Source organism: Salipiger thiooxidans, assembly GCF_900102075.1.
GTDB classification, from domain to species: Bacteria; Pseudomonadota; Alphaproteobacteria; order Rhodobacterales; family Rhodobacteraceae; genus Salipiger; species Salipiger thiooxidans.
In genome coordinates, this window is record NZ_FNAV01000012.1 from 166,469 (window position 1) to 190,295 (window position 23,827).

Annotated in this window: 19 protein-coding genes and 1 riboswitch; of the genes, 10 read left to right on the plus strand and 9 right to left on the minus strand. The window is 67.7% G+C overall.

The window, feature by feature from the left end; translation table 11 throughout:
- Positions 1-51 precede the first annotated feature (51 nt).
- Positions 52-492 (minus strand): hypothetical protein, encoded by a 441-nt coding sequence (locus BLQ77_RS18655; RefSeq protein WP_089961949.1) that lies wholly within the window; start codon positions 490-492, stop codon positions 52-54.
- A complete protein-coding gene (locus BLQ77_RS18660) occupies positions 489-2,318 on the minus strand; it encodes a M3 family oligoendopeptidase (RefSeq protein WP_089961951.1) in 1,830 nt (609 codons plus the stop codon). The genes BLQ77_RS18655 and BLQ77_RS18660 overlap by 4 nt, the downstream gene beginning before the upstream one ends.
- 254 nt (positions 2,319-2,572) lie before the next feature.
- On the opposite strand from BLQ77_RS18660, the gene BLQ77_RS18665 reads away from it, so the two are divergent.
- Entirely contained in the window at positions 2,573-3,655 is a 1,083-nt protein-coding gene (locus tag BLQ77_RS18665) for a hypothetical protein (RefSeq protein ID WP_089961954.1), read from the plus strand.
- Between the two features lie 136 nt (positions 3,656-3,791).
- Here BLQ77_RS18665 and BLQ77_RS18670 read toward each other — a convergent pair whose 3' ends face one another.
- Genes BLQ77_RS18670 through BLQ77_RS18685 form a run of 4 tightly spaced genes read right to left on the minus strand, consistent with a single transcriptional unit; the run spans position 3,792 to position 7,689 of the window.
- Positions 3,792-5,384, minus strand: a complete 1,593-nt coding sequence (locus tag BLQ77_RS18670; protein WP_089961956.1) for an ATP-dependent DNA ligase — start codon at positions 5,382-5,384, stop codon at positions 3,792-3,794.
- Positions 5,381-6,388 carry a ligase-associated DNA damage response exonuclease gene (locus tag BLQ77_RS18675; protein WP_089961958.1) on the minus strand — a complete coding sequence of 336 codons (1,008 nt, stop codon included), beginning with the start codon at positions 6,386-6,388 and terminating at the stop codon, positions 5,381-5,383. Before BLQ77_RS18675 ends, BLQ77_RS18670 begins: the two co-directional genes overlap by 4 nt.
- A 37-nt stretch (positions 6,389-6,425) precedes the next feature.
- Positions 6,426-7,397: an alpha/beta fold hydrolase gene (locus tag BLQ77_RS18680; protein WP_089961959.1), complete on the minus strand. Its 972-nt coding sequence runs from the start codon at positions 7,395-7,397 to the stop codon at positions 6,426-6,428.
- A gap of 1 nt (position 7,398) precedes the next feature.
- Positions 7,399-7,689: an SCP2 sterol-binding domain-containing protein gene (locus BLQ77_RS18685; protein WP_008886351.1), complete on the minus strand. Its 291-nt coding sequence runs from the start codon at positions 7,687-7,689 to the stop codon at positions 7,399-7,401.
- A 122-nt stretch (positions 7,690-7,811) separates the two neighbouring features.
- Here BLQ77_RS18685 and BLQ77_RS18690 point away from each other — a divergent pair, with 122 nt between their 5' ends.
- From BLQ77_RS18690 to BLQ77_RS18710, 5 genes are all read left to right on the plus strand, one after another.
- Positions 7,812-8,321, plus strand: a complete 510-nt coding sequence (locus BLQ77_RS18690; RefSeq protein ID WP_008883956.1) for a tetratricopeptide repeat protein — start codon at positions 7,812-7,814, stop codon at positions 8,319-8,321.
- Positions 8,322-8,350: 29 nt separating this feature from the next.
- Positions 8,351-11,341, plus strand: coding sequence for a helicase-related protein (locus BLQ77_RS18695; RefSeq protein ID WP_089961962.1), 2,991 nt, complete (start codon positions 8,351-8,353; stop codon positions 11,339-11,341).
- Positions 11,342-11,728, plus strand: coding sequence for an Hsp15 family ribosome-associated heat shock protein (locus tag BLQ77_RS18700; RefSeq protein WP_089961963.1), 387 nt, complete (start codon positions 11,342-11,344; stop codon positions 11,726-11,728).
- Between the two features lie 57 nt (positions 11,729-11,785).
- Entirely contained in the window at positions 11,786-12,124 is a 339-nt protein-coding gene (fdxA, locus tag BLQ77_RS18705; RefSeq protein ID WP_008883864.1) for a ferredoxin FdxA, read from the plus strand.
- A gap of 292 nt (positions 12,125-12,416) precedes the next feature.
- On the plus strand, positions 12,417-12,929 hold the full coding sequence (locus BLQ77_RS18710; RefSeq protein ID WP_008884247.1) for a CarD family transcriptional regulator: 513 nt from the start codon (positions 12,417-12,419) through the stop codon (positions 12,927-12,929).
- A gap of 279 nt (positions 12,930-13,208) precedes the next feature.
- On the opposite strand, the gene BLQ77_RS18715 is transcribed toward BLQ77_RS18710, so the two are convergent.
- Entirely contained in the window at positions 13,209-15,083 is a 1,875-nt protein-coding gene (locus BLQ77_RS18715) for a monovalent cation:proton antiporter-2 (CPA2) family protein (protein WP_040384490.1), read from the minus strand.
- Positions 15,084-15,262: 179 nt separating this feature from the next.
- A riboswitch (SAM riboswitch) is annotated at positions 15,263-15,340 on the plus strand.
- A 66-nt stretch (positions 15,341-15,406) separates the two neighbouring features.
- Between BLQ77_RS18715 and metZ the strand changes: the two genes are divergently transcribed.
- The 4 genes from metZ to BLQ77_RS18735 all read left to right on the plus strand — a co-directional run bounded on the left by metZ (position 15,407) and on the right by BLQ77_RS18735 (position 19,701).
- Complete coding sequence (metZ, locus tag BLQ77_RS18720; protein WP_089961966.1) at positions 15,407-16,588, plus strand: O-succinylhomoserine sulfhydrylase; 1,182 nt, start codon at positions 15,407-15,409, stop codon at positions 16,586-16,588.
- A gap of 116 nt (positions 16,589-16,704) precedes the next feature.
- On the plus strand, positions 16,705-17,802 hold the full coding sequence (folE2, locus tag BLQ77_RS18725) for a GTP cyclohydrolase FolE2 (protein WP_089961968.1): 1,098 nt from the start codon (positions 16,705-16,707) through the stop codon (positions 17,800-17,802).
- A gap of 164 nt (positions 17,803-17,966) precedes the next feature.
- Positions 17,967-18,197 carry a hypothetical protein gene (locus tag BLQ77_RS18730; protein ID WP_008886113.1) on the plus strand — a complete coding sequence of 77 codons (231 nt, stop codon included), beginning with the start codon at positions 17,967-17,969 and terminating at the stop codon, positions 18,195-18,197.
- Between the two features lie 55 nt (positions 18,198-18,252).
- Complete coding sequence (locus BLQ77_RS18735; protein WP_008885123.1) at positions 18,253-19,701, plus strand: TrkH family potassium uptake protein; 1,449 nt, start codon at positions 18,253-18,255, stop codon at positions 19,699-19,701.
- A gap of 7 nt (positions 19,702-19,708) precedes the next feature.
- Here the strand turns inward: BLQ77_RS18735 and BLQ77_RS18740 are convergent, their stop codons facing one another.
- Positions 19,709-20,074, minus strand: coding sequence for a VOC family protein (locus BLQ77_RS18740; protein WP_089961971.1), 366 nt, complete (start codon positions 20,072-20,074; stop codon positions 19,709-19,711).
- Between the two features lie 242 nt (positions 20,075-20,316).
- Positions 20,317-23,394 carry a valine--tRNA ligase gene (locus BLQ77_RS18745; RefSeq protein ID WP_089961974.1) on the minus strand — a complete coding sequence of 1,026 codons (3,078 nt, stop codon included), beginning with the start codon at positions 23,392-23,394 and terminating at the stop codon, positions 20,317-20,319.
- Positions 23,395-23,827 lie beyond the last annotated feature (433 nt).

Genomic DNA, 23,827 nt, shown 5'->3' on the forward strand with positions numbered 1-23,827 from the left:
GTCAAGGAATCGGGGCAGGCGCCGCCACGGATTGGACTCCAAAAAAGACCTCTAAGACAGCCGGGCATCACCAGAGAGATAACGGTAATCGCTCTGATGCACCCAGAATGCGAATTGTTCGCCTTTCTCGGCAAGATACCCTTCGACCCGGTCGATGCTCGTCTGGGGCGTTTCGCCAAAATATCCTGCAGTGCTCAGGGCATAAGCGCGCAAAGCCGCATCGAACCCCGGCGCGCCGAGCTTCAGCTTCGAATAGTCGAGCTCGGTCAGACCGAGCTCGAGGCTTGCTCGCGCCGCTGAACTGGCTGTTTGGCTGCTACTGTCAAGGGATGCAGGGTTTTCCAGGACCGATGCGATCCAGCCAGTCGATACGAAGTGCTGTCTCGGGCCTTCGCGCCAATGCACGACGGAAAAGTTGTATTTCGCGATCCCGGGCCATTTCGGAGCGGCCAGGATTGTCCTGACCGCGCCGACGAGATCCTCTTCCGTCACTCTTCCATCGCCTCCAGCTCGTCGATGAAGCCCTCGATCATCGACAGGCCCTTGTCCCAGAATGTGGGATCGGACGCGTCGAGGCCGAAGGGCGCGAGCAGCGCCTTGTGGTGTTTCGAGCCGCCCGCCTTGAGCATGTCGAAATACTTGTCCTCGAAGCCTTCCGGGCTTTCCTGGTAGACCGCGTATAGCGCGTTCACGAGGCCGTCGCCGAAGGCATAGGCGTAGACGTAGAAGGGCGAGTGCACGAAATGCGGGATGTAGGCCCAGAACGTCTCGTAGCCCGGCATGTACTCGAAGGCCGGCCCGAGGCTCTCGGCCTGCACCGACATCCACAGCGCGTTGATGTCGTCCGGGGTCAGCTCGCCGCCGCGACGCGCCTCGTGCAGCTTGCACTCGAAGTCGTAGAAGGCGATCTGGCGCACCACCGTGTTGATCATGTCCTCGACCTTGCCGGCGAGCATGACCTTGCGCTCCTTCTGGTCCTTGGCGGTGTCGAGCATGGCGCGGAAGGTCAGCATCTCGCCGAAGACCGACGCCGTCTCGGCCAGGGTCAGCGGCGTCGAGGCCAGCATCTCGCCCTGGCCCGCCGCCAGCACCTGGTGCACGCCGTGGCCGAGCTCGTGGGCGAGGGTCATCACGTCGCGCGGTTTGCCGAGGTAGTTCAGCATCACGTAGGGGTGGACCTCGGTCACCGTCGGGTGAGCGAAGGCGCCCGGCGCCTTGCCGGGTTTCACCGCGGCGTCGATCCAGCCCTTGGTGAAGAACGGCTCGGCGATCTCGGCCATGCGCGGGTCAAAGCCTGCATAGGCGTCGGTCACGGTCTTGCGCGCCTCGTCCCAGCCGACGATGCGGTCGCTCTCCATCGGCAGCGGCGCGTTGCGGTCCCAGACCTGCATGACGTCGAGACCCAGCCACTTGCGCTTGAGCTCGTAGTAGCGGTGCGACAGCCGCGGGTAGGCGGCGACCACCGCGTCGCGCAGCGCCTCGACCACCTCGGGCTCGACGTCGTTGCTGAGGTGCCGGCCCATCTGGGCCGACGGCATGCCGCGCCAGCGGTCCATGATCTCCTTTTCCTTGGCCTGGGTGTTGTGGACCCGGGCGAAGGTGCGGATGTTCTCGCCGAAGACACGGGCCAGCTCGTGCGCCGCGGCCTCCCGCTTGGAGCGGTCCTGCTCGGTCAGCAGGGTGAGGGTGCTCTCGATCGGTAGCTCCTCGCCGTCGATGGTGAAGCTGAGCCCGGCAATGGTCTCGTCGAAAAGCTTCATCCACGCGTCGCCGACCACGCCCATGTCGTGCAGGAAGCGCTCGAGCTCGTCGGAGAGCTGGTAGGGCTTCATCGCGCGGATGCGGTCGAAGGCGGGCTTGTAGCGGGCGAGCTCGTCGCTGGCGGTGAAGAGCGCGGCGTAGGCGTCATCCTCGATGGTGTTGAGTTCGAGGGTGAAGAACACCAGCGGCGTGGTGTAGATCGTCACCTTCTCCTGCAGGTCCGAGAGGAACTTGGCGCGCTCGGCGTCGGTGGTCGCCTGGTAGTAGCGCAGCCCGGCGTAGGACATGAGCCGCCCGCCCACGGTCTCGATCTTCTCGTGGCGTTGCACCATCTCGAGGAAGCCCGCGGCGTCGAGCCCGGCGAGCTGGCTCTCGTAGTCGGCCGCGAACCGGGCGCAGGCGTCCTCGAGCCAGTCGAGGTCGCGCTTCAGCTCGGGCGCGTCGGGGGCGGTGTAGAGATCGCTCAGGTCCCACTCCGGCAGGTCGCCGAGATCGCGGCCCTTGGCCGAGGCGTTTGCGTCGAAGACGGGGAGGGAACGGGGAAAGGCGGTCGTCATGGGGTCCTCACAGGCGAATGTCCCAATGACATAGGGCTCGGGGTGGGGGCATGGCAACCTCTGGCACCGGAATCGCCTGTTTCGGGGCACATCGGGCCGCATCGGGCGGGGTCCGGGCAGTTACGACGGAAGTATCGCCACCGCCGACCGGGAAAGCCGTGGATCGCTCGCGGGAATTGGCTAAGCTCGGGGAAGGGCCCGCCTGGGAGGGGACGGTGCCAGCATTTTTTCAATGGTCGGAGGGGAATTGAACAATGTCACATGCACCATTTCTATTCGGAGCAGGCGGGATCATCCTGGGATTCATCGGCGGCATCGCCATCGGCAGTGCCACCAGTGGGAGCCGCATCAACGAGGCGGTGGCCGACGCGCTGGCGCCGGGCCGGGAGGCCGCCCAGCAGGCCGCATCGACCCAGCAGGAGGCGCTCGCGGCGCTGTCCGAGCGGATCGGCGCGCTGGAGGCTCGTCTCGCCGAGTCCTCGGGCAGCGACGATCTCGCCGCCAGGCTGGGCGAGCGCATGGAGGCGATGAAGGCCGAGATGGCCTCGCGCATGGAGGCGATGTCGGACAGCGCCAAAACCCAGGCGGACACGCTGCGCTCGGCGCTGTCGGAGCTTTCGGGCGGGATGCAGGAGGCGGCGCAGATGGCCGCCGCGGCGGTGGCAGCCAAGGCCGGGGGCAGCGGCGCAGGCGAGGCCGCGGGCGGCATGACGGTGACCGAGCCGCTGGCGGTGGGGCAGACCGCGATGTTCGCCGATGGCGCGGTTCGGGCCTTCGTCGCTCGGCTCGACGGGCAGGGCGGCGCGGTGCGGCTGGTGGTGAACGGCACCACGGCCGAGCTGGGCTCGGGCGGCACGGCGCGGGTGCCGCAGGGCGAGGGCAGCTGTTCGGTCTCGGTCCTGGGGCTGAGTGACGGCAAGGTCACGCTGGGCTCGGATTGCGGCAGCGCGCCGGAGGCCGGGGCAGAGACCCCAGGGGCCGAGGGCGATGCCGCCGGGGCCGGGGGCGATGCCGCAGGGGCCGAGGGCGATGCCGCCGAGGCCGGGGCAGAGGGCGCAGGGGCCGCAGGCGGCGGCGAGGCCGGGGGCGAGACGGCAGCGCCCGAGAACGGCACCCGCCCTGGCGCGGTGGCGGTGCTGGCGGACGGCAAGCTGCGGGTCTTCGTGTCGGGCGTGGCATCCGACGGCAGCTCAGCGCGGATCGCGGTGAACGGGGTGCAGACCCAGACCGTCGAGCCCGGCGCCTCGGTCGAGGTCAAGGCGGGCGACGCCGCCTGCACCCTCACGGTGACCGGGATCGGCGGCGGCATGGTCGGCCTCGAGGCCTCCTGCGGCTGACGACCCGACCGGAAGGCGCGCCGCAATGGCGCGTCTTTGCTGTGTTCGGTGTCATGGTGGCGGGCGCGTTCTCCTTGTGCCCGTTGCCCTCGCGGCGGATGGCGGCAGGTTGCCCTTGAGGGTGTCTCTTGGGCCGTCACCCCCACGCGGCGAGCAGGTCGCGCAGGTCGGTCAGCGTGTTGGCCTCCTGCGCGGGCTTGTCGCGGCGCCAGCGGGCCATGCGGGGGAAGCGCAGGGCGAGGCCGGACTTGTGGCGGGGGCTCGGCTGGATGCCCTCGAAGGCGATTTCGAAGACCAGCTCGGGCCGCACCTGCCGCACCGGGCCGAAACGCTGCAGCGTGTTGCGGCGCACCCAGCTGGTGATCTCGTTGAACTCGGCGTCGGTGAGGCCGGAATAGGCCTTGGTGAAGGGCACGAGCTCGTTGCCGTCCCACGCCGCGAAGGTGAAGTCGGTGAAGAGGTTCGCGCGTCGTCCATGGCCCTGCTGGGCGTAGATCATCACCGCGTCGACGCTGAGCGGGTCAAGCTTCCACTTCCACCAGTCGCCCTTCTTGCGCCCGGCGAGGTAGGGCGCGTCGAGGCGTTTCAGCATCAGCCCCTCGGCGCGCCGCTCGCGGGCGGTGGCGCGGGTCTCGGCCAGCGCCTGCCAGTTGTCGAAGGCCACGCGGGGCGAGGGCAGCACGGGGGCGTCGGCGGGCAGCCCCTCGAGCAGCGCATCCAGTCGCGCGCGGCGCTCGGAGAGCGGCCGGTCGCGGATGTCGAGACCATCGGCCTCGAGCAGGTCGTAGGCCAGCATCACCACCGGCGCCTCGCGCAGCAGCTTCTTGGGCACCGTCTTGCGCCCGATGCGCTGCTGGAGCGTGTTGAAGGGCAGCGGCCGGGTGCCGTCCCAGGTCACCAGCTCGCCGTCGAAGACATGGCCCGGCGGCAGGAAGTCGAGAGCGCGGGCGAGCTCGGGGAAGCGGTCGGTCATCAGCTCCTCGCCGCGCGACCAGACGTGGTGGCTGCCGCCGCGCAGGATGAGCTGGCCGCGGATGCCGTCCCATTTCCACTCGGCCAGCCAGTCGCGGGGAGCGCCCAGCGTCTCGGGGCCGGCGTCGATCTGGTAGGCGAGGTAGAACGGGTAGGGGCGGCTGTCGTCGGCCTCGGGCGTGTCGGCCGCCACCAGCCGGTCCCACGTGGTGCCCTGCGGGGTCCAGTCGCCCATCAGCCGCAGCGCCATCGCCGGTTCGTCCTGCCCGGTGGCCTGCGCCAGCGCGCGGGTCATCAGCTTGCGGCTGACGCCGATGCGGAAACCGCCGGTGATCAGCTTGTTGAAGAGGAAGCGCTCGGTCTCGTCGAGCCCGTCCCACGCCTCGAGAATGAAGGCCTTACGGGCCTCGAGGTCGCGGTTCGGCAGGTCCGAGAGCGCCTCGAGCATGGCGGTGAGCGTGCGGTCCCTGCCGCGCCCGGGCGGCGGCAGCAGAAGCGCGATGGTCTCGGCGAGATCGCCCACGATGGGGTAGCATTCCTCGAGCAGCCAGAGCGGCACGCCGGCGCGCTCTGCCGCCCATTCCCGAAGCTGTGTCGTGGTCACCGCGCGCTTGGGGCGGCGGCCGGAGAACAGGGCCACGGTCCAGAGCCGGTCGGGCTCGGGCGCGGTGCGGAAATACTCGGCCAGCGCCGCGGTCTTCACCGTGGTCTTTGTGCTCTGGTCGATGGCGGTGAAAAGCTCGGCGAAGGCCTTCATGCGGCGTCCTCGGCGTCGTCCTCGGCGGTGCCGAACTCGGTCGGGACAACCTGTGCGTCGAAGCCTTGCGTGACCAGCCAGCGGGCGAAGATCTCGGTGTAGCCGTGGGTGGCGAAGATCCTCTCGGCGCCGGTCTCGCGGATGGCTGTGTGCAACTCGTCCCAGTCGGCGTGATCCGAGAGCACGAAGCCCCGATCGGCGCCGCGCCGCCTGCGCACCCCGCGCAGCCGCATCCAGCCCGAGGCGACGGCGGTGCGGGCGGGGCCGAAGCGCCGCGCCCAGTTCGAGCCGAGCGCCGAGGGCGGGGCGATGACCATGGCGCCGGGATGGGCCTTGAGGTCGAGCTCGGGCGTCACGTGGGTGGTGTCGGGCAGCGCGTAGCCCTGGGCCCGCAGCACCGCGTTGGTGTTCTCGACCGCGCCATGGGTGAGGATCGGACCGGTCGCCGGATCGAGCAGCGCCAGCAGCCGCTGCGCCTTGCCCAGCGAATAGGCGCCGAGGATCGAGGCCCGGCACTCGGCGGCGTTGGCGGCCCACCAGCGGTTGATGTCGGCGGCGACCTCGCGCTGCGGGCGCCACTTGAAGACCGGAAGCCCGAAGGTGCACTCGGTGATGAAGGCGTGGCAGCGCACCGGCTCGAAGGTCTCGCAGAGCCCGTCGGGGGCGAGCTTGTAGTCGCCCGAGACCACCCAGACCTCGCCGCCGACCTCGACCCGGACCTGCGCCGAGCCGGGGATGTGGCCGGCGGGGTGGAAGCTGACCGTGGCACTTCCGATGCGCCGGGTCTCGCCGAAGCGGATGGTGTCGATGGCGATCTCGCCCAGCCGGTGGCGGATCACCGGGGTGGCGGCATCGGTGGCGAGATAGGCGCCATGGCCGGGGCGGGCGTGGTCGGAATGGCCGTGGGTGATGAGCGCGCGCGCCACCGGGCGCCAGGGGTCGATGTGGAAATCCCCTGCCGGGCAGTAGATGCCCCTGTCGGTGAAGGTCAGAACGTCGCCCATGCAGCCGAAGCTAGCGCGGCGCGCCGGGCGGGAAAGCTCAGGCCGAGCGGGCGGCGGCGTCCGCACTGCGGGCGGCGTCCTCGAAGACCTGCGCCATCTGGCTGAGGATGCGGCCGCGGGTCACCGCGTCCTCCATCAGCACCTCGTGCTCGCCGCCCTGCACCCTCTCGAGCCGTCCGCCGGGCCAGGCGGTCATGCGGGCGACGATGCGGGGCACGTCGACGATGCGCTCGTTGCTGCCGACGAAGGCGATGGCGGGCAGGTCGGGGGCGGGCAGGCGGGCGAGCGCCAGGCATTCCGCCAGCGCCTGGTGCAGCCAGCGCAGCGACGGCCCGCCAAGCTGCAGCTCGGGGATCTCGGTCACCTGGCGCTGCATGTAGGTCCAGCCGCCGCGGTCGGTGGTCAGCAGGTTGCCCTCGTAGAGCCCGGTGGCGACATAGCTGTCGGGGCCGGTGGAGGGCGCATAGATATGGTCGAGCCCGACCCGCGCGCTGCCCCAGCCAAGCGCCCAGGCGGCGGGGCGCAGGGCGGCGGCAAGGCGGATGCCCCACATCGGGCCGGTGAAGCCCGCAGCGGCCACGGGCAGGCCCTCGACCAGCGCGCGCAGGCCGATACAGCCGCCCATGGAATGCGCCGCAAGGAACAGCGGCTGTGGCAGCTCGAGCAGGTCGACCGCGTCGAGCATGGCCGAGACGTCATACTGGTAGTCCTGGAACAGGTTCACGTGCCCGGCGCGCGGGTCCTCGTGCATGCGGTCCGCCAGCCCCTGGCCGCGCCAGTCGATGGTCAGCGTGTGAAAGCCGCGCTCGGCGAAATCGGCGGCGACGCGGCCGTATTTCTCGCAATATTCGGTGCGGCCGGGGAACATCAGGACGGTGCCCTGTGCATCCCCGGGGCCGGGGTAGTGGGCGATACGGACACGCAGGTTGTCCTGCGTGCCGATCCAGTAGGCGCGCGCGCCCTCGGGGCCTTCGGCGAGCTCGGCGTAGAAGGGCGCGTCCAGAAGCATGTTACGAAAGCACTCCACCCAGGCGCATCGCGGCGCCCATGTCCCCGTCGATCGAGAGCCGGCCCGACATGAAGGCCGCGGTCGGGTTCAGGTCGCCCTCGATGATCTGCTGGAAGGTGTCGGTGTCGGCGCTGAGCGTCACGTCGGCATCGTCGTCACCCGCACGGGCGCCGTTCTCGTCCACGATGATGCTGCCCTCGTCTTCAATGACGAACTTGGCCACGCCGTCGAATCCCTCTCCGTCCAGCTTTGCGTTCAGGGCCTCCACGGCCTTGCTGACAACTTCGCTCATAGTGTTCCTTCCTTCACGAAATCCTGTGCTGGCTTTCCAGCAGACTCGGGTTACACTTGGAAGCTATGAGCATGCGTCGACCCTTTCGCAAATGTATCGTGGCGGCATTCGCGGCCACAGTCATGTTTTCCTTACCCGACACCGCGCTTGCGCAGGATCGTGCCGGTGAGCTTCTCGAGGAACTCGCCGCGTCCGAGTCCGCCGCGCAGGCCGAGCGGCTGGAAAAGGCCCTTTACATGGAGTGGTCCAAATCCGGCTCGGCCGCGATGGACCTGCTGCTGAAGCGGGGCCGCGACGCGCTCGAGGTCAACGAGACCGATGCCGCCATCGGCCATCTCACCGCGCTCACCGATCATGCGCCGCAATTCGCCGAGGGCTGGCACGCGCTGGCGCTCGCCTATTACCAGGTCGAGATGTTCGGCCCGGCGATGGACGCGCTCGAGCATGTTCTGGCGCTGAACCCGGTGCATTTCGGGGCCCTGCGCGGTGTCGCCGCGATCCACGACCAGCTTGGCAACGATGCGCTTGCGTACGAGGCCTATGCGAAGGTACTGGAGCTTCGACCGTTCGATGAAGAGGTGACCGGGGCGCTCGAGCGTCTCGCTGGCAAGGTCCAGGGCATCTCCATCTGAACGCCTGACAGAAAGAACAGGGCGGCAACATGCCCCAGAGCGCACGGATCGCGGCCGTTCTCGGCCCGACCAACACAGGCAAGACCCACTACGCCATCGAACGGATGCTCGGTCATCGTACCGGCATGATCGGCCTGCCGCTGCGGCTGCTGGCGCGCGAGGTCTATGACAAGATCGTCGCGGCGCGCGGTCCCTCGGTGGTGGCGCTGGTCACCGGCGAGGAGCGCATCGTTCCGGCGCGGGCCCAGTACTGGGTCTGTACCGTCGAGGCCATGCCCGAGGGCATGGGCTGCGATTTCGTCGCCATCGACGAGATCCAGCTCTGCGCCGATCCCGAGCGCGGCCACGTCTTCACCGACCGGCTGCTGCGGATGCGCGGGCTGCACGAGACGCTGTTCCTCGGCTCCGACACCATGCGCGGCCCGATCGCGGCGCTGGTGAAGGGCTGCGAGTTCATCCGGCGCGAGCGCATGAGCCAGCTGTCCTACCTGGGCTCGAAGAAGATCAGCCGGATGCCGGCGCGCTCGGCCATCGTCGGGTTCTCGGTCGACAACGTCTACGCCATCGCCGAGCTCATCCGCCGCACCAAGGGCGGGGCCGCGGTGGTCATGGGCGCGCTCAGCCCCCGGACCCGCAACGCGCAGGTGGATCTCTACCAGAACGGCGAGGTCGACTACCTCGTGGCGACCGATGCCATCGGCATGGGGCTCAACCTCGACATCGACCACGTGGCCTTTTCATCGCTGACCAAGTTCGACGGCCGCCGCATGCGCGAGCTGCAGCCCAACGAGCTGGCGCAGATCGCCGGCCGGGCCGGGCGCGGGATGAAGCCGGGCACCTTCGGGACCACCGGCGACGCGGGCCAGATCCCCGACGACTGGGTCGAGGCGATCACCTCCCACAGCTTCACGCCGCTGCGAAAGCTCAACTGGCGCAACCCGGCTTTGCGCTTCGGCTCGATCCGGACGCTGATCGAGTCGCTTGAGAAGAGCCCGAACAACGAATGGCTGATGAAGGCGCGCGAGGCCGACGACCTGCAGGTGCTGAAGTCGCTGGGCAACGAGGCCGAGATCATGGCCCGTGCCTCGGACCCGCGCTCGGTGCAGCTCTTGTGGGACGTGTGCCGGATCCCCGATTTCCGGGGAATCAGTCACGCGGAACATGCAGGCCTCTTGCAGGTTATCTTCCAGCACCTGCACGAGCGCGGCGAGATCCCGAGGGACTTCATGGCCCGGCAGGTGAAGCGGATCGACCGGACCGACGGTGATATTGATACCCTGTCGAAACGGTTGGCGTATATCCGCACATGGACCTACGTGGCTCAGCGCCGTTCGTGGGTCGATGACGAAAGCCATTGGCGCGAGGCGACCCGCGCTGTAGAAGACGCACTGTCCGACGCTTTGCATGAGCGGCTGACTCAAAGATTTGTTGACCGGCGGACCTCAGTGCTGCTTCGCCGGTTGAAGCAGAAGGAGGCCCTCTTGGCCGAGGTGAACGACAAGGGTGAAGTGACCGTCGAAGGCGAATTCGTCGGTCGACTCGAGGGATTCCGGTTCCGTCAGGATCAGAATGCCACCGGGCAGGAAGCCAAGACGCTGAAACAGGCGTCGTTGCAGGCGCTGGCGCCGCATTTCCACCTGCGGGCGGACCGGTTCTACAACGCGCCCGATACCGAGATCGATTTCACCGAGCAAGGTGGCCTCATGTGGGGCGATCAGGCGGTGGGCAAGCTCGCCAAGGGCGACGATCCGATGAAACCGCGCGTGGTGGCGTTCGTCGACGACATCGCGGGTCCCGACGTGATCCAGAAGGTCGAGCGCCGTCTACAGCACTTCATCGACCGCAAGATCGCGGCGCTGTTCGAACCGCTGCTGAACCTGCAGCGCGACGAGACGCTGAACGGCCTGGCGCGCGGCTTCGCGTTCCGCATGGTCGAGAACATGGGGATCATCCCCCGCAACGCAGTGGCGGACGAGGTCAAGCAGCTTGACCAGGAAGCCCGCGGCGCCCTGCGCAAGCACGGCATGCGCTTCGGCCAGTACACGATCTTCATGCCGCTGCTGCTGAAGCCCGCGCCGACCCGTCTGCGCCTGGTGCTGTGGTCGCTGGCGAACGATCTCGACAGCTTCCCCGAGGCCCCGCCACCGGGTCTGGTGACCGTTCCGAACATCCGTGACGTGCCGATGCAGCATTACACGCTGGCCGGCTACCGTCCGGCGGGCGAGCGCTCGATCCGCATCGACATGCTCGAGCGTCTCGCCGACCTGCTGCGCGCACAGGACAGCCGTGGCGGCTTCGAGGCCAACCCGGACATGCTGTCGATCACCGGCATGACGCTCGAGCAGTTCGCCGACCTCATGGGCGGGCTGGGCTACCGTGCCGAGAAGGCCGAGCGCAACAAGGTGCGCGCCGCCGACGAGGTGGTGACCGAGACCTCCGAGCCCACGGGTGAGCCGGGCGCCGACGAGCCCGTCTTCGACGCTGCGCGCGAAGAAGAGGCGACGCCCGCCGCGATGGCCGATCCGGCCGAGACGCCGGTGGCTGCGGACGAGGTGCCGGGCACCGAGACCATCGCCGACGAGGGCATCGCCCCGGTCGACGAGGACCCCGAAGCGGTCGCTGTCGACGACGGCATCGCCGAGACCCCCGAAGAAGAGATCCTGCCGGGCTCGGCACCGGACGAGGCTCTGGCCGGTCCGGAGATCGAGGTCTTCTACACCTTCACCTGGGGCGGCAACCGCAACCGCGGCCCGCGTCGCGAAGGCGGCCGCGAGCGTGACGGCGGCGGAGCCCGTGGTGGCGAGCGCGGTGAGCGCGACGGCCAGCGCGGCGCCCGTGGAAAGGGCGGTGCGCCCAAGGGCAAGGGCGGCGGCGGCAAAAAGGGCAAGGGCGGCAAGCCGCAGGGCGATCGCGGCGACAAGGGTCCCAAGACCTACGAGTCGCGCCCCCGCAAAGAGCAGAAGATCGATCCCGACAACCCCTTCGCAGCGGCCCTCATGGGGTTCAAGAGCAAGTCGTAAGTGACGGGCGGTCCCGCAAAGCTGCGCATCGACAAGTGGCTCTGGCAGGCCCGCTTCTTCAAGACGCGGAGCCTGGCGGCCAAGGTCGTTGCCTCGGGGCTGCGGGTGAACGGGACGTCGGTGGCGAAGCCCGCCTTCGCCGTCGGCCCCGGGGACGTGCTCACCTTCGCCCAGGGACGCGACGTACGGGTCATCCGTGTCGTGGCGCTGGGGGAGCGGCGCGGCCCCGCGCCGGAGGCGCAGACGCTCTACGAGGACCTCGATCCGCCGCGGCCCCGTGGCACCGACGAGGCCCCGATGGCCGCCACCCCGCGCTACGAGGGCGGGGGGCGTCCGACGAAACGTGACCGCCGCGCGCTCGACAAGCAGCGGGATGTGCTTGAATGATCGCGCGCCGTGGTCTAGCTAGGCCGGATATCGCAAGACCCTGACGGATGGACTGCCATGACTTACGTGGTCACTGAGAACTGCATCGCCTGCAAGTACACCGACTGTGTCGAAGTGTGCCCGGTCGACTGTTTCTACGAGGGCGAGAACACGCTCGTCATCCATCCCGACGAGTGCATCGACTGCGGTGTCTGCGAGCCCGAGTGCCCCGCAGACGCGATCCGGCCCGATACCGAGCCGGACATGGACAAGTGGGTCGAGTTCAACCGCAAGTACGCCGAAATGTGGCCGGTCATCATCTCGAAGAAAGAGCCGATGCCCGGATACGAGGACCGCGACGGCGAACCCGGCAAGCTCGACAAGTACTTCTCCGAGGCGCCCGGCGAGGGCGGCTGAGAACCGATTCGCGCATTCGTCGGGAAATTGGTTGCGTTTGCGTTAACACGTAGAGGCAACTTGTTGAATTTCCCGGGTTTCCCTGTTTCCGCCAAGATTCTGGGAAACGAGGCGCAAATGTGGTAAAGTGTATAACACACATGACAAGGCCACACACACGGGGCAAGGGATACCTGCGCCCGATGACATAATCGAATACCAGTCGGTTCCAGGCGAACGGAATGCACCGCATATCCGTCCGTCTTTTCTGTCGCTGTGTGGTGTGGTTTGGCTGCTGAGGACTCTGTTGCATATGACGACCAAGACCAAGAAGAACGAATTCCGCCCGAACGACTACGTGGTCTATCCCGCTCATGGCGTGGGTCAGATCGTGTTGATCGAAGAGCAGGAAATTGCCGGCATCAAGCTGGAACTGTTTGTGATCTCCTTCGAGAAGGACAAGATGACCCTGCGGGTTCCGACCCACAAGGCCAGCGAAATCGGCATGCGCTCGCTGAGCTCGCCGGACGTCGTGAGCCAGGCCATGAAGACCCTCAAGGGCAAGGCCAAGGTGAAGCGCGCCATGTGGTCCCGCCGCGCGCAGGAATATGAACAGAAGATCAATTCTGGCGACCTGATCGCCATCGCCGAGGTCGTGCGCGACCTGCACCGCGCCGACGACCAGCGCGAGCAGAGCTATTCCGAGCGTCAGCTCTACGAGGCCGCGCTCGAGCGTCTGACCCGCGAAGTCGCGGCCGTCAGCGGCGGCGACGAGGTTGCCGCCGCACGCCAGGTGGACGAGGTTCTCGGCCTGCGCGCCGCCTGAGCCGACTCACCGGCACGGCATCGAAGATCGAAGGAAGCGGGCCCCGGGGTCCGCTTTTTTCTTGTCCGCGTGGTCGGGGCCGGGGCAGGCTCCGACTGTCCGCCCCGGGGCTGCGGGCACGGGCCGGTTGCCCACGCCGGGGCCAAGGCAGACAGTTGCCCGGTGCCCGGTCCACAGGCTTCAGTCTCCGGGCTTCAAGCGTCCCACGTATGACCTCGGGCCCGTTCGTCGGCCCGGCCGCAAGCCCATCCGTCCATCCGGGCGGGGCCGCGCAGGGGCTCAGGCCACGTCGTCGCGCTTTTCCGAGAGGGCGGTGTAGAGCGCGGTCTCGAGCTCCTTCTCGAGCTCGCGGGCGCGCGTGATGTAGGCCTCGTTCTCGGAAGACGGCATGTTCGGATCCCAGAGCTTCGCCAGTTCCTGCACTGTGGTGCGGTCGTGGCGGTAGAAGGTCTCCTCGGCGATGGCGGCCTCGTAGTCGGTCATCCCGACCTCCTCCAGCACGTAGCGACCGGCGCGCAGCGAGCTGTCGAACATCTCGCGTACGATCTTGTCGGCGCCCGCCTGGTAGAGCTCGTAGACGTGGGTGCGGTCATGCGCCCGCGCTACGATGAAGACGTCGTCGCGCATCCGGCGGGCGAAGCGCACCAGCTTGGTGGTGGCCTTGGGGTCGTCGAGCGCCGCCACGATCACCTTGGCATCCTTGATCCCCGCCGCGTGCAGCAGCTCGGGCCGGGTGGGGTCGCCGAAGAAGCCGCGGTAGCCGAAGCGCCGCATCAGCTCGATGGTCTTCATGTCGTGGTCGATCACCACGGTGCGGAAGCCCGAGCTCTGCACCAGCCGGTTGACGATCTGCCCGAAGCGCCCGATGCCCGCGATGATGATCGGGCCCTCGGCCTCGACCTTGTCGGCGGCGGGCTGGGCGTCGCGGGTTTCCTCGACCCGGGTGGAGAGCCAGTCGAAGAGGATGAAGAGCAGCGGCGTGATCAGCATCGACAGCGCGACCACGAGCAGCAGGCGCTGGCCCATTTCCTCGCTGAAGATGTTGAGGTTCAGCGAGAAGGAGATCAGCACGAAGCCGAATTCCCCGGCCTGCGCCAGCGACAGCGCGAACAGCCAGCGGCTGCGCGGCTTGAGGCGGAACACATGCGCGAGGCCGAAGAGGATCGCGCCCTTGAGCAGCATCATCCCCAGCGCCAGCCCGAGGAGTGTCAGCGGCTCGCGCATGAAGGCGCCGAGGTCCACGCCCGCGCCCACGGTGATGAAGAAGAGCCCCAGCAGCAAGCCCTTGAAGGGCTCGATGTCCGACTCGAGCTGGTGTCGGAACTCGGAGTTGGCAAGCACCACGCCCGCGAGGAAGGTGCCGAGCGCGGGCGAGAGGCCGACGAGCTCCATCAGGAAGGCGATGCCCGCGACGATCAGCAGGGCCACGGCGGTGAACATCTCGGGCAGGCGGGCGGAGTTGATGTGCCGGAACAGCGGCCGGGCGCCGTAGATGCCCGCCACGATGATCAGCGCCACCGCCGCCAGCGTGACCAGCGCCACGCCCCAGCCGGGCAGCCCGTCGACCAGCGACAGGCCGTGGTGGCCGTCGAGCTCGGTCTCGGGGCGCTGGATCGAGCCGTCGGGCGAGAGCGTCATCACCGCCTCGCCGGCGAGCAGCGGCAGCACGATCAGCATTGGGATCACCGCGATGTCCTGCGTCAGCAGCACCGAGAAGGCGGACCTGCCCCCCGAGGACTGCATCAGCCCCTTCTCGCTGAGGCTCTGCAGCACGATCGCGGTGGATGAGAGCGCGAAGATCATCCCCGAGGCCAGCGCCGGTTTCCAGCCGAGCCCCAGCGCCATGGCCGCGGCCATCACCGCCAGCGTGGTCAGCAGGATCTGCGACCCGCCCAGCCCCACCAGCCGGTGGCGCATGTCCCACAGCGCCCTCGGCTCAAGCTCGAGCCCGATGATGAAGAGCATCATCACCACCCCGAACTCGGCGAAGTGGCGCAGGTCCTCGGTGGCGGCGACGAGGTGCAGCACCGGGCCGATCATGATCCCCGCCAGCAGGTAGCCCAGCACCGAGCCGAGACCGAGTCGCGCGGCGATCGGCACCGCGATCACCGCAGCCGCCAGATACACCGAGGCCTGGAAGAGGAATCCGTCCATGATCGTCCCGTTGAAACCAAAGTCGTCGCAATCCACCACATGATGGGCTGCTGCACGGTGGAAAGACAACAGCCGGTGCGCGGCCACCGGCGTGTTATGGCCGCAAAGCTGTAACGGACGCTTGAATGCGCGGCCGCCGCCCGCACCCCCAGCTTGACGTGAGGGGCTTCGCGGCGTAATGGCCGCTGCGTGGCGCTTTGTTACCGGATTGCGGGCCACGTTAAACATTCCGCTAAAGAGGTCAGCCGAAAGCCCCTTTCGCTTGACCGCGTTCGGGGCTTTTTCAATTTGCGGCGAGGGGCGCCGCACAGAGGAACGAGACGATGACGACCAAGGGCAAACGCACGCAGGCGGTTCACGGCGGCACCCAGCGCAGCCAGTGGGGCGAACTGAGCGAAGCGATCTTTCTCACCCAGGGCTTTGCCTACGACAGCGCCGAGCAGGCCGAGGCGCGGTTCATCCAGGCGGGGCCCGACGAGTACATCTATGCCCGCTACGGCAACCCGACCGTGGCGATGTTCGAGAAGCGCATCGCGCTGCTTGAGGGTGCCGAGGACGCCTTTGCCACCGCCTCTGGCATGGCGGCGGTCAACGGTGCGCTGAGTTCGTGCCTCAAGGCCGGTGACCGGGTGGTCGCGGCCCGCGCGCTCTTCGGCTCGTGTCTCTACATCCTCGAGACCATCCTGCCGCGCTTCGGCGTCGAGGTGGTCTTCGTCGACGGCGCCGACCGCGCCCAGTGGGAAGAGGCGCTGGCCCCCGGCGCCCGCGCGGTGTTCTTCGAGAGCATGGCCAACCCGTCGCTCGAGATGGTCGACATCGAGGCCGTCGCGACGCTCGCCCATGCGGCCGGTGCCGTGGTGATCGTGGACAACGTGTTCTCGACCCCGGTGTTCTCGCGCGCCATCGAGCAGGGCGCCGACGTGGTGGTCTACTCGGCCACCAAGCACATCGACGGCCAGGGCCGGGCGCTTGGCGGGGTGATCCTCGGCAGCCGCGAGTTCATCCGCGGCACGGTCGAGCCCTACCTCAAGCACACTGGCGCGGCCATGAGCCCCTTCACCGCCTGGATCATGCTCAAGGGTCTCGAGACCATGGACCTGCGGGTGCGCGCGCAGGCATCCTCGGCCCGCGCCATCGCCGAGGCGGTGAGCGAGCATCCCAAGGTCACCGCGGTGAGCTACCCGGGCCTGCCCACCCATCCGCAATACGATCTGGCGCAGCGCCAGCTCGGCGGGGCAGGGGGCACGATGGTCTCCTTCGTGATCGAGGGCGGCAAGGAGGCGGCCTTCGCCTTCTGCAACGCGCTCGAAATCGTGCTGATCTCGAACAACCTCGGGGACGCGAAATCCATCGCCACGCACCCGGCGACGACCACGCACCAGCGGCTCAAGCCCGAGCAACGGGCCTCGCTCGGAATCTCGGACGGGATGATCCGCCTGTCGGTGGGGATCGAGGCGACCGAGGACCTCGTGGCGGACATTCTCGGGGCGCTCTCGGCGGTCTGAGACAATTTCGCAAAAAGATGCGGGCGACTTACAACTTCCGGAAGAAAATGTTGGAAAAACGTTTGTTCGTACCCTATCTCATCGGTGTCAAGGACTAGGCCCGAAGGATGGCTGAAATGAACGTGTTTACCCCCGAAATCGACCGCAAACCCAGCAAGGAAGAGGCGGCGAAGGCGCTCGAAGTGCTTCGCAGCTTTGCAGAAAAGGCGCTGGACTACGAGATCGACGCGCTGGATCCCGGCATTGCCGCCCTGCGCGACGGTGGTGTGCCATATCCTGATCTCTCCCGGGTCTACCCGACCGCCTTCCGTGCGGACGAAGCTTATCGTGAAACCCTGCCTGACCTTCAGAACGGGCCGTCCTCGCTCATCAAGGGCGAGAATCGCCTGATCCAGCACGTCGGGATCTCGAACTTCCGTCTGCCGATTCACTACCGCACCCGCGACCATGGCGAGCTCACGCTCGAGACCTCGGTCACCGGCACGGTCAGCCTCGAGGCGGACAAGAAGGGCATCAACATGTCGCGCATCATGCGCAGCTTCTATGCCCACGCCGAGAAGACCTTCTCGTTCGAGGTGATCGAGGCGGCGCTCGACGACTACAAATCGGATCTCGAGAGCTTCGATGCCCGGATCATGATGCGCCTGTCCTTCCCGGTGCGGCGCGACAGCCTGCGCTCGGGCCTGTCGGGCTACCAGTATTACGACATCGCGCTCGAGCTGGTCGAACTCGATGGGGTCCGCCGCAAGATCCTGCACCTCGACTACGTCTACAGCTCGACCTGCCCGTGCTCGCTCGAGCTGTCCGAGCACGCGCGCCGCACCCGCGGCCAGCTCGCCACGCCGCATTCGCAGCGCTCGGTGGCCCGCGTCTCGGCGGTGCTGGCGAACGAGGGCGACTGCCTGTGGTTCGAGGACCTGATCGGGCTCTGCCGAAAGGCCGTGCCGACCGAGACGCAGGTCATGGTCAAGCGCGAGGACGAGCAGGCCTTCGCCGAGCTCAACGCCGCCAACCCGATTTTCGTCGAGGACGCGGCCCGGCTCTTTGCTGAGCAACTTCAGGCAGACCCGCGGATCGGCGACTTCCGCGTGCTGGCCAGCCACCAGGAGAGCCTGCACTCGCACGATGCGGTGTCGGTTCTGACCGAGGGCACCACATTTGCCGATGACAGCCTCGATCCGAAGCTGTTCTCGACGCTGTTCCACGTCGGCTGACACCGCAAGACGCGCTGAATTACCCTGCGCCGCCCCTTCGGGCGGCGCATTTTTCATACACATTGCTGCAATGCAGCAAATCGTGATCGCCCGGTTCAGGATTGTTTTAGGTTTTGCCCTATCCTTGAGGCTGGGAGGAAACCGCAATGACCGGAGGTTTCCGAATGAGCACGACCAACAACGTCCAGATCGGCATGGGGCGAACGTCCCTGAAGCAAAAGATCGACATCTATTTCGCCGGGCTCGGGATGGGGCTGAACCCCTACGGCCTGCGGCGCGCCCGGATGGGCGAGATCATCACGCTCGAGATGAAGAGCGATGCGCAGCTTGCAACCATGGGGCTGACCCGCGACGACATCCTGCCACACGTCTTTCGCGATCTTCTGACCGCCTGAACCACGGGCGGTGCTCCGGCTTGACAGCCGCGGCGGGGCGGGCCAACGCTGCCCCATGTTCGATATCCGCCCTGTCGCCTATGTGATCGGCCTTCTGGTCGCCACGCTCGGTGCCACCATGTTCCTGCCGATGCTCGTGGATATCGCCGAAGGGCGGGGCGAGTGGCACGTCTTCCTGCAGACCGGGCTGGTCACCTTGCTCGCGGGGGGGCTGGTGTCGCTGTCCTGCGCCAATGCGGTGCGCGCGGGGCTCTCGATCCAGCAGACCTTCCTGCTCACCGTGGGCGTCTGGGCGGTGCTGCCGGTCTTCGGCGGCATGCCCTTCATCTGGGGCGCCACCGAGGCGAGCTTCACCGACGCCTATTTCGAGGCCATGTCCGGGCTCACCACCACCGGCTCCACCGTCTTCGTCGGACTCGACACCCTGCCCAAGGGGCTGCTGCTGTGGCGCGGCATCCTGCAGTGGCTGGGCGGCATCGGCATCATCGTGGTGGCCATGGTGTTCCTGCCAGAACTGCGGGTGGGGGGGATGCAGGTGTTCCGCTCCGAGGCCTTCGAGACCATGGGCAAGATCCTGCCCCGCGCCACCGAGATCGCCTCGTCGATCTCGACCATCTACGTGGCGCTGACGCTGGCCTGCGCCCTGGCCTACATCTTCTGCGGCATGAACGCCTTCGACGCGTCGGTGCACGCGCTCACCACGATCTCGACCGGCGGGTTCGCCAATTACGACGCCAGCTTCGCCACCTTCTCGGGGCCGGCGGAATACGTGGCGTCGTTCTTCATGGTCGCCGCGGCGCTGCCCTTCGTACGCTATGTGCAAATGCTCAACGGCCACCACACGGCGCTCTGGCGCGACAGCCAGGTGCTGGTGTTCTTCGCCACCATCGGCACGCTCGTGCTGGTGATGGCGGTGACGCTGGTGTCGATCTTCCCGCACCACCCCGAGCAGGCGGTGCGCGAGGCGCTGTTCAACATCACCTCGATCATCTCGGGGACAGGATATGCCTCGGTCGACTACATGGGCTGGGGCTCGTTCATCATCACGATGTTCTTCTTCATCGGCCTGATCGGAGGCTGCGCGGGCTCGACCGCCTGCTCGGTGAAGATCTTCCGCTACCAGATCCTGTTCGCCTCGATCCGGGTGCAGCTTCGCCGGATCCGGGCGCCGCACGGCGTCTTCATCCCGCGCTTTCAGGGCCGGCCGGTGGATGACGAGACCATGTCCTCGGTGCTGGCCTTCTTCGCCTTCTTCGTGGTGTCGCTGGGGGTGTTGTCGGTGGGGCTCGGGATGACGGGTCTCGACTTCACCACCTCGATCTCGGGCGCGGCGACGGCGCTGGCCAACGTGGGCCCGGGGCTGGGCGACATCATCGGGCCCGCCGGCAACTTCGCCACCATCAACGACACCGCGAAGTGGATGCTGGCCTTCGCCATGCTGACCGGGCGGCTCGAGGTGATGATCGTCTTCACCCTCTTCACCATGCGCTTCTGGCGCGGCTGAGGCGGTCCTAGCGCGGCGCGAAGGCCCGGCTCGACACCTGCACCGAGTTGCCCGACGGATCCCTGGCATTGGCGAAGACGTAGCCGTGAGCCTGATGGAGCGTGCCGAAGGTCAGCCCGTCGGCGGCGGCTGTCTCGCAGAACGCAGCCACGTCCTCAACATCGAACACCAGCTTGACCAGAGATTGCCCGGCCTTTTGCCCGGCGGAGGCGGGATGCAGGAGGATCGCGGCGCCCGCGCTGCGCGGGACCAGTTCGAGGATGCGGTCGCCTTCGGCCCGCACCGCGGTGAAGCCGAAATGACGGCAGTAGAACGCGGCCATCTCCTCGGTTTTCCTGGTGTAGATCACGATGCGCCCGAGAGGGGAGGTCATGGCAGCGCCCTTTGGTTGGCTCTCGGCCTGCAGGCTAGCAGCGAAGGCCCCGCGCTGTCATCCCGGCCCGCAGGCTGGCCGCGAGGGCCACGCGCTGTCATCCCGGGCCACGGACGCCTGACAACGAAAAGGGCGGCGCCCCTCGCGAGGCGCCGCCCTTGGTCTGTCCCTGGAACGCCTGCCCTCAGGCAGGGCAGCAGCAGGGCCCGGACGCTCCCGCCCGGGCGACCTGTGTGTCAGGCTCAGCCGATCTCCTGCAGACGCCCCAGCGCGTCCTTGAGCTTGGCTTCTTCCTCTTCGCGGGCGGCGAGGTTCTCGCGGGTCTCTTCCACGACTTCCTCGGGCGCGCTCTCGACGAACTTGGGGTTCTTCAGGCGGCCACGCAGGCCGCCGAGCTCCTTGCCGAGCTTGGCGATGCCCTTCTCGAGACGCGCTTTCTCGGCCTCGACGTCGATGATGTCCGCCAGCGGCAGGCCGAAGGTGGCGCCGCCCACGGGAACGGTGACGCAGCCCTTGGGGAAGCTGTCCACGCGGGTCAGGCTCTCGAGCCGGGCCAGCCGCATGATCAGCGCCTCGTTGTTGGCCCATGCGGCCTCGCCGGCGGCATCGATCTCGGTCACCAGCACCGGGACGTAAAGCCCCACCGGCACGCCCATCTGCGCCCGTGCCGAGCGCACACCCTCGATCAGCGAGATCGCCCAACGCATCTCGGCGTCGGCGGCAGAGTCCAGCAACTCGGTCGTGGTGTAGGTCGGCCAGTCGCCGTGCACCAGCATCTTCGAGCGCGTGCCCAGCGTGGCCCAGAGCTCTTCGGTGATGAAGGGCATGATCGGGTGCAGCAGGATCAGGCACTGGTCGATGACCCAGGACATGGTGGCCTGCGTCTCGGCCTTGGCGGCGGCGTCTTCGCCCTGCAGCAGGGGCTTCGAGAACTCGACGTACCAGTCGCAGACCACGCCCCAGACGAAGGCATAGAGCGCCTGTGCCGCGTCGTTGAAACGGTACTCGGCCATCGCCGCATCCACCGCCTCGCGCACGCGGGCGGTCTCGCCGAGGATCCACCTGTTGACCGTGGCCTGCGGGGCGGGGACGCCGCCGCCAAGACCCACGGCGCCGTTCATCTCGGCGAAGCGGGCGGCGTTCCAGAGCTTGGTGCCGAAGTTGCGGTAGCCGGCGATGCGCTGCATGTCGAGCTTCAGCACGCCGCCGAGCGAGGCCATGGCGGCGTTGGTGAAGCGCAGCGCGTCGGCGCCGTACTCGTCGATGATCTCGAGCGGATCGACCACGTTGCCGAGCGACTTGGACATCTTCTTGCCCTTGGCGTCCCGCACGAGGCCATGCAGGTAGACGGTGTGGAACGGGATCTCGTCCACCACGGCCAGCTGCATCATCATCATGCGCGCGACCCAGAAGAACAGGATGTCCTGCCCGGTCACCAGCACGTCGGTGGGGAAGTACTTCTCGAGCTCCCGGGTTTTCTCGGGCCAGCCCAGCGTGCCGATCGGCCAGAGCCCGGACGAGAACCACGTGTCCAGCACGTCGGGGTCGCGGAAGACCGGGATCGCCTGCGCGCGGCGGCGCTGGTCGACGCCGGTGTAGTCCGTGCCCTGGGACAGCAGGTCCGCGAGCATGTCCTCGGCGGCGGCGGCGTCCTCGACCATCAGGAACTCGGCATCCTTGCCGAAGAAGTCGTGCATCTTGCGCAGCGCCTCTTCCTCGGTCGCGGCGCAGAACGAGCGCCACTCGTCGCCGAAGCCGGGCGTGTGCCAGACGGGGATCTGGTGTCCCCACCACAGCTGGCGCGAGATGCACCAGGGCTCGATGTTTTCGAGCCAGTGGTAGTAGGTCTTCTCGCCGCTCTCGGGCAGGATGGTGACACGGCCGTCGCGCACGGCATCAAGCGCCGGCCCCACGATCTTGGCGGTGTCGACGAACCACTGGTCGGTGAGCATCGGCTCGATGACCACCTTCGAGCGGTCGCCGAAGGGCTGCATGATCGGCTTCGACTCGACCAGCGGCACCCATTGCTCGGCCTCGTCGCGGGCCTCGCCGCCCTCTTCGGGGGCGACGGGCGCCTTGGCGGCCGCCGCGCCGAGGCGCGGGTCGGTGACCTCGGTCATCACCGCGAGACCCTCGGCGGTGATCTCGGCGACCACGGCGTCGCGGGCCTCGAACCGGTCGAGCCCGCGCAGGTGGTCGGGGACGAGGTTCAGCGCGTCGGCCTCGTGCTCGGTCAGGGTCTGCTTGCCCTGCGCGACCTTCTGCGCGATGGCCGCGGCCTCGGCATAGGGCACGCCGTCCGAGCGCATGGCGCCGCGGGTGTCCATCAGGCGGTACATCGGGATGCCGCCGCGCTTGGCGACCTGGTAGTCGTTGAAGTCATGCGCGCCGGTGATCTTCACCGCGCCCGAGCCGAAGGTCGGGTCGGGGTATTCGTCGGTGATGATCGGGATCAGGCGGCGGTGCTCCTTCGGACCCACGGGGATCTCGCAGAGCTTGCCGACGATGGGCGCGTAACGCTCGTCGCTGGGGTGCACGGCCACGGCGCCGTCGCCGAGCATGGTCTCGGGGCGGGTGGTGGCGATCGAGATGTAGTCGCGCTCTTCCTTGAAGAGCACGTTGCCGTCCTCGTCCTTCTCGACGTAGGTGTAGGTCGCGCCGCCGGCCAGCGGGTACTTGAAGTGCCACATGTGGCCCGCGACCTCGAGGTTCTCGACCTCGAGATCCGAGATTGCCGTCTCGAAATGCGGGTCCCAGTTGACCAGCCGCTTGCCGCGGTAGATCAGGCCCTTTTCGTACATGTCCACGAAGACCTTGATGACGGCGTCGTGGAAGTTGCCGTCCTCGCCCGCGGGCGCGCTCTCGGCCCCGGACATGGTGAAGGCGTTGCGCGACCAGTCGCAGGAGGCGCCGAGGCGCTTGAGCTGGTTGATGATGGTGCCGCCGGACTGCTGCTTCCACTCCCAGATCTTCGCGGTGAAGGCCTCGCGGCCCATCTCGCGGCGGGTCGCGTTGGACGGGTCCTTGGCGAGTTCACGCTCGACGACCATCTGGGTCGCGATGCCGGCGTGGTCCTGACCGGGCTGCCAGAGCGTGTCGTAGCCGCGCATGCGGTGCCAGCGGATCAGGATGTCCTGCAGCGTGTTGTTGAAGGCGTGGCCCATGTGCAGGCTGCCGGTCACGTTCGGCGGCGGGATCATGATGCTGAAGGTTTCCGGGCGCGAGGCGTTGGCCCCGGCCTTGAAGGCGCCTGCCTTCTCCCACGCCTCGTAGATCCGCGCTTCGGCGGCGCCAGCGTCAAACGTCTTTTCCATGGCCATCGACAAGTCTCCTGCAGTCGCGCCCGGGATAGCGAAACCGGGGCAGAAGGGGAAGCCCCGGAGGCATGCGGGCCGGATTGCGGCCCCGAATTCACGCGCGCGGCGGGCCGGACGATGGGGAGAGGTATCGGATGGCGGGGGCCGGACAGCAAAACGGCGGCGCCCAGGGAGGAGGAGAGGGCACCGCCGTCAATTTTCCGGACGCCCTGGGAGGAGGAGGGCTCCAGAAACCGGATGGACCCGCGGGTCCGAAACTCGCGCGCGACGGGACCAGGGAGGAGGAGGTCCCGTCGCGATTACGAACGACCCGAGGGAGGAGTGGGTCATCGTGACGGTGGGGCATGGCCCCGAATGGGTTGCGGCGGGATCAGGGAGGAGGAGAGATCCCGCCGCGTATCGAACGCCCCAGGGAGGAGGAGAGGGGCTCCGAAAC